The sequence below is a fragment of the Streptomyces sp. NPDC000151 genome (genome assembly GCF_040301705.1).
Classification (GTDB): domain Bacteria; phylum Actinomycetota; class Actinomycetes; order Streptomycetales; family Streptomycetaceae; genus Streptomyces.
Map to the genome: position 1 here is coordinate 1 of NZ_JBEPFC010000277.1, position 3,521 is coordinate 3,521.

At 70.6% G+C, this 3,521-nt stretch carries 5 protein-coding genes; 2 read left to right on the forward strand and 3 right to left on the reverse strand.

The window, feature by feature from the left end:
* The coding region (locus tag ABT381_RS35400; protein WP_351602124.1) for a hypothetical protein at positions 1-327 on the forward strand (327 nt) is incomplete at its 5' end.
* Positions 328-440: 113 nt separating this feature from the next.
* Here ABT381_RS35400 and ABT381_RS35405 read toward each other — a convergent pair.
* Positions 441-1,448, reverse strand: a complete 1,008-nt coding sequence (locus ABT381_RS35405) for a stage II sporulation protein M (protein ID WP_351602127.1) — start codon at positions 1,446-1,448, stop codon at positions 441-443.
* A gap of 137 nt (positions 1,449-1,585) precedes the next feature.
* On the opposite strand from ABT381_RS35405, the gene ABT381_RS35410 reads away from it, so the two are divergent.
* Entirely contained in the window at positions 1,586-2,581 is a 996-nt protein-coding gene (locus tag ABT381_RS35410; RefSeq protein ID WP_351602130.1) for an RDD family protein, read from the forward strand.
* Positions 2,582-2,609: 28 nt separating this feature from the next.
* On the opposite strand, the gene ABT381_RS35415 is transcribed toward ABT381_RS35410, so the two are convergent.
* Together ABT381_RS35415 and ABT381_RS35420 are read right to left on the reverse strand one after the other, a co-directional pair.
* Positions 2,610-3,239: a hypothetical protein gene (locus ABT381_RS35415; RefSeq protein ID WP_351602133.1), complete on the reverse strand. Its 630-nt coding sequence runs from the start codon at positions 3,237-3,239 to the stop codon at positions 2,610-2,612.
* A gap of 187 nt (positions 3,240-3,426) precedes the next feature.
* A partial coding sequence (locus ABT381_RS35420; RefSeq protein WP_351587956.1) for an adenosylhomocysteinase occupies positions 3,427-3,521 on the reverse strand: 95 nt, incomplete at its 5' end.

Genomic DNA, 3,521 nt, shown 5'->3' on the forward strand with positions numbered 1-3,521 from the left:
CTTACCAGATCCTTTTCAGTGATCCGGCCCCCTGTCGGAGCGGGGTTGCTTTCCGGTCCGGCCCTTTCGGGCTTTCCCTTCCGGCGTTTCCGACTTTACCAGATTCGCGTCCGCGTCGTTTCCGACTCGGATTTTGTTTCCGGTGGCCTTTGGATTGGCCTTTCGCCTTTCGGCGGCTCCGACTTTATCAGAAGCGCTTTCGCCGATTTGATCGACCTGACGTTCCCGATAAGAGATCGGAAGGACCCCGCCGAATTGAATTTCGGCCAGAGTGCAGTAGATGTTAACTGCCACAGGGGAGCTAGTCCAGCTCCCGGCAACCGTTAAAATCTACCTCCCCGAGTCGTCCGTGTCAACGGGGTTCCTCGGGTGAACAGGAGATTAGCAGCTCAGGGGTGTCCGGTGCACATCCGGCTCCCCGTGGCCCCGGAGGCTGCGGTTCAGGCGGCGGTGGGCAGCGTGGCGTCGCGGTCGGAGCGCTCGACGTCGCCGGTCTCCCCCGCTCGGGCAGCGCGGCGGCCGGCCCCGTAGACGTACGCGAGGAACGCCAGCTCGGCGACGATGCCGATGCCGATGCGGAGCCAGGTCGGCAGGCCGGACGGGGTGACGAAGCCTTCGATGGCTCCGGAGACGAGGAGTACGGCGGCCAGCCCCAGGGCCACGCCCAGTGCCGCGCGCCCTTCCTCGGCCAGGGCGTTGCGTCGGGTGCGCGGGCCCGGGTCGATCACCGTCCAGCCGAGCTTGAGGCCCACTCCCCCGGCGACGAACACGGCCGTCAGCTCCAGTAGGCCATGCGGCAGGATCAGCCCGAGGAACGTGTCGAGCCGGCCCGCCGAGGTCATCAGGCCGATGCCGACGCCGACATTGAGCATGTTCTGGAAGAGGATCCAGAGCGCCGGCACGCACAGGAAGGCGCCGAGGACCAGGCAGAGCGCGGCCGCCTGGGCGTTGTTCGTCCAGACCTGGGCCGCGAAGGAGGCGGCGGGATGGCTGGAGTAGTACGTCTCGTACTGGCCGCCCGGTCTGGTCATCTCCCGTAGGGCGTCGGGGGCCCCGATGGATGCCTGGACCTCCGGGTGCGCGGCGATCCACCAGCCGATGAGGGCCGCGACAACGGTGGAGAGGATCGCGGTGGGTATCCACCAGTGCCGGAGCCGGTAGAGCGCGGCGGGGAACGAGGTCGTGAAGAAGCGGGCGGCGTCGCGCCAGGACGCCTTGCGCGCCCCCGTCACAGCGCTGCGCGCGCGGGCGACCAAGGACGTCAGCCTGCCGGTCACGGCGGGGTCCGGTGCGGTGGACTGGAGCAGCGAGAGGTGGGTGGTGGCGCGCTGGTACAGGGTGATCAGTTCGTCGGCCTCGGCGCCCGAGAGGCGGCGCTTGCGGCGTACCAGGGTGTCGAGGCGGTCCCACTCGGCGCGGTGCGCGGCGACGAAGACATCGAGGTCCATTCAGTAGCGCTCCTCGTCCCCATGTGACGGTCCTGGCCCTCATGATGAACGTACTGAGCCGATTGTCGTATCAGCTTGGCAGACTGGCGCTGCCGGCAGCGGGCGGGCGGGGACGCGGGCAAGGGAGGACGGCGCTGATGAATGAGCTGGTGACGGGTGAGGCGGTCGTACTCGGGCTGCGGCCTGCCAGGCTGCCGAGCCGGGCGCTGGCCGTGCTCATCGATCTCGCCGTGACCTGGGCCGGCTACATCCTGATCTCCATGGCGCTGTTCGCGGCGACGGGCTCGCTGGACGCGGCCGCGCTGGCGGCCCTCTCGGTGGCGGCGTTCGTCCTCGTACTGGTCGGGATTCCGATCGTTGTCGAGACGCTGAGCCACGGCCGCTCTCTGGGCAAGCTCGTGTGCGGACTACGGGTGGTGCGCGAGGACGGTGGTCCGATCCGCTTCCGGCACGCGCTGGTGCGCGGGGCAATGGGGGCCATCGAGATCGTGCTGACGATGGGCGTCGTGGCGTGCGTCGCCTCCTTGGTGTCGGCGCGCGGGCGGCGACTGGGGGACGTGTTCGCGGGCACGGTCGTCGTACGGGAGCGGATACCGGTGCCGCAGGGCGGGTCGGCGCTGCCGCCTCCGCCGCCGTGGCTCATGGGGCGGCTCGGGGCGCTGGACCTGTCGCGCGTACCGGACAGCTGGTGGCTGACCGTGCGGCAGTTCCTGGGACGGATGCAGCAGCTGGATCCGCAGGTCGGGTGGCGGATGGCTGGGCAGCTCGCCGAGGACTTCGTGGGGTGGACGGGAGCGGTGCCGCCGCAGGGTATGCATCCGGCCGCCTATCTGTCGGCGGTGGTGTTCGAACGGCAGGGGCGGGAAGTGCGGCGGACCTTCGGGACGGGCCGGTCGGCGGTAGGGACCGCCTCGGATGCGGGGGTGGCCGTACCGGATGCGTGGGCGGTCGCACCGGATGCGGGGGCGGCCGGAGCCGCAAGCCCCGCAGTCCCCGAGAGCCCCGCAGCACCGGCAGTACCCGGAAAGCCCGCGGATCCGGCAGGTCCCGCAGGTCCGGCAGCACCCGAAGCACCGCGTTCGGCGGGCCCAGCGGACGCGGGACGTACGACGGGGTTCGCGCCGCCCGTGTGAGCTGACGGCGCCCGCAGGCGGGACCGCCTCAGAAATCCGTCTCGGTGGGGAAGGTCGACGGCGGGGTTTCGAGTTCTTCGAGCTCGATGCCGGGAGCGGAGAGTACGACGTCGCCGGCGATGTGGACGGCGTGCTGTTCGCCGGTCTCCAGGTCGTTGACCTGGTACTCGTCCACAGTCAGCGGGCCGTTGTCAGTGGCGTGTGCTGTCCTGTTCAGCAGGGCCCAGGACTGGTCGAGCGTCCGGGGTGCGAGGACGGGGGGTGTGAAGGCCACGAGCCGGGTGCGGACGGCGCCGGAGCCGGGGGCGGGGCGCAGCAGCCGGGCGGTGGCGACGAGGAAGGCGGGGGACGCGCCGGTGAAGGAGTGGGCGGGGACGTTGCCTTCGGTGGCGTGCGTACCGGAGGGGTCGGTACGGACCCAGGTGACGCCCTCCAGCGCGGCGCCGCGCACCTGCCAGGACGCGGCGTGGAGTTCCAGGCGGATGGGGCGGCCGAGGTCGTCGAGGGTGAGGTCGACGGAGCCCGCGTGATCGCCGGAGGGGGTGGTGATCTGCGAGACGTAACGCCAGCCGGAGGGGCCGGTGGCGCAGTGGAAGTGCTCTTCACCGAGGGGGGTGTGATCGTGCGTGTCGTGCAGCGAGTAGCGGCCGCGGGGCATGGGGGTCCTTCAGTGGTTCCGTCAGAGCCTGGGGTAGGCCCCAGGCTCTCAGGGCGTCCCGCGAGGGGAGCTGCTGACGAGGCTACGCAAGGGCCGGGACGGGCCAGGCCCCCGCCCTGGGGACGGGGGCCTGGATCGAACGATCAAACGGTGGCGCAGCCGCTAGCGGTGGCGCAACCGGTGGCCGTCAGTAGCGGTAGTGGTCGGGCTTGAACGGGCCGTTGACCTCGACGCCGATGTAGGCGGCCTGCTCGGGGCGGAGCTCGGTGAGCTTGACGCCGA

Coding starts and splice junctions, on each gene's coding strand:
- ABT381_RS35405 (WP_351602127.1), bottom strand. CDS start 1,448: ATGGACCTCGATGTCTTCGTCGCCGCGCACCGCGCCGAGTGGGACCGC.
- ABT381_RS35410 (WP_351602130.1), top strand. CDS start 1,586: ATGAATGAGCTGGTGACGGGTGAGGCGGTCGTACTCGGGCTGCGGCCT.
- ABT381_RS35415 (WP_351602133.1), bottom strand. CDS start 3,239: ATGCCCCGCGGCCGCTACTCGCTGCACGACACGCACGATCACACCCCC.